The sequence below is a fragment of the Pseudonocardia lutea genome (genome assembly GCF_042658055.1).
GTDB classification, from domain to species: domain Bacteria; phylum Actinomycetota; class Actinomycetes; order Mycobacteriales; family Pseudonocardiaceae; genus Pseudonocardia; species Pseudonocardia lutea.
This window is the reverse complement of the sequence record NZ_JBHSQK010000148.1, coordinates 1-1,502: the sequence shown is the minus strand read 5'-3', so window position 1 is coordinate 1,502 and position 1,502 is coordinate 1. Positions and strand designations below refer to the sequence as shown.

General features: G+C 68.0%; 1 protein-coding gene. It reads left to right on the top strand.

What is annotated here, in order from left to right:
- On the top strand, positions 1-1,493 hold a 1,493-nt coding region (locus ACFQH9_RS32065), incomplete at its 5' end, for an AMP-binding protein (RefSeq protein WP_379572220.1).
- Positions 1,494-1,502 lie beyond the last annotated feature (9 nt).

Here is a 1,502-nt window from a genome sequence, read left to right as displayed (position 1 = left end):
TGCGCGCCGAGGTGGACGCCCTCGCGCTGGGGTTGCTGGGGGCGGGGGTGGGCAAGGGTGATCGGGTGGGGATCTGGGCGCCGAACATGGCGGAGTGGACGGTGGTGCAGTACGCCACGGCGAAGCTGGGCGCGATCCTGGTCAACATCAACCCCAGCTATCGCACGCACGAGTTGGAGTACGTGCTGCGCCAGGCGGGGATCTCGCTGTTGGTGGCGGCGCGGGAGTTCAAGACGTCGAACTACGCGGCGATGATCGAGGAGGTGCGGGGCAGCTGCCCGGACCTGCGGGCGGTGGTGCTGATCGGGTCGGCCGAGTGGGACGGGCTGTTGGCGGCCGGGCGCGGCGGAGAGCCGGGGCTGTTGGCGGAGAAGCAGGCCGAGCTGTCCCCGGACGACCCGATCAACATCCAGTACACGTCCGGGACGACGGGCTTTCCCAAGGGCGCCACGCTGAGCCATCACAACATCTTGAACAACGGGTTCTTCGTGGGGCGGCTCAACGGCTACACCCCCGAGGACCGGGTGTGTATCCCGGTGCCGTTCTATCACTGCTTCGGGATGGTGATGGGCAACCTGGCCGCCACGTCCCACGGGGCCACGATGGTGATTCCGGCGCAGGGGTTCGACCCGAAGGCGACCCTGGAGGCCGTGGCACGGGAGCGGTGCACGTCGTTGTACGGGGTGCCGACGATGTTCATCGCCGAGCTCAACCACCCGGACTTCGACGCCTATGACCTCTCGTCGTTGCGGACGGGGATCATGGCCGGCAGCCCGTGCCCGGTGGAGGTGATGAAGCAGGTCGTGGCGCGGATGGGCATGGACGAGGTCACGATCTGTTACGGGATGACCGAGACGAGCCCGGTGTCGATGCAGACCCGCGTGGAGGACTCGTTGGAGCGGCGGGTGTCGACGGTGGGGCGGGTGCATCCGCATCTGGAGGTCAAGATCGTGGACCCGGACAGTGGGTTGACGGTGCCGCGCGGGCAGCCCGGGGAGCTGTGCACGCGGGGGTATTCGGTGATGTTGGGGTACTGGGAGGAGCCGGAGAAGACCGCCGAGGCGATCGACGCGGCGCGGTGGATGCACACCGGGGACCTGGGGGTGATGGACGCCGAGGGGTATGTGAACATCACCGGGCGGATCAAGGACATGGTGATCCGGGGTGGGGAGAACATCTACCCGCGGGAGATCGAGGAGTTCCTCTACACCCACCCCGACATTCTCGACGCGCAGGTGATCGGGGTGCCGGATGTGAAGTACGGCGAGGAGCTGTGCGCGTGGGTGCAGGTCCGCGAGGGCGCCCAGGTCAGCGCGGAGTCGATCCGCGAGTTCGCGACCGGGCGGCTGGCCCACTACAAGATCCCGCGGTACGTGCTGGTCGTGGACGAGTTCCCGATGACGGTGACCGGCAAGGTCCGCAAGGTCGAGATGCGGGAGAAGTCGGTGGACCTGCTCGACCTCCACCAGGCCGCCGCCGTCCGCAACGCCTGACCCCGCCAG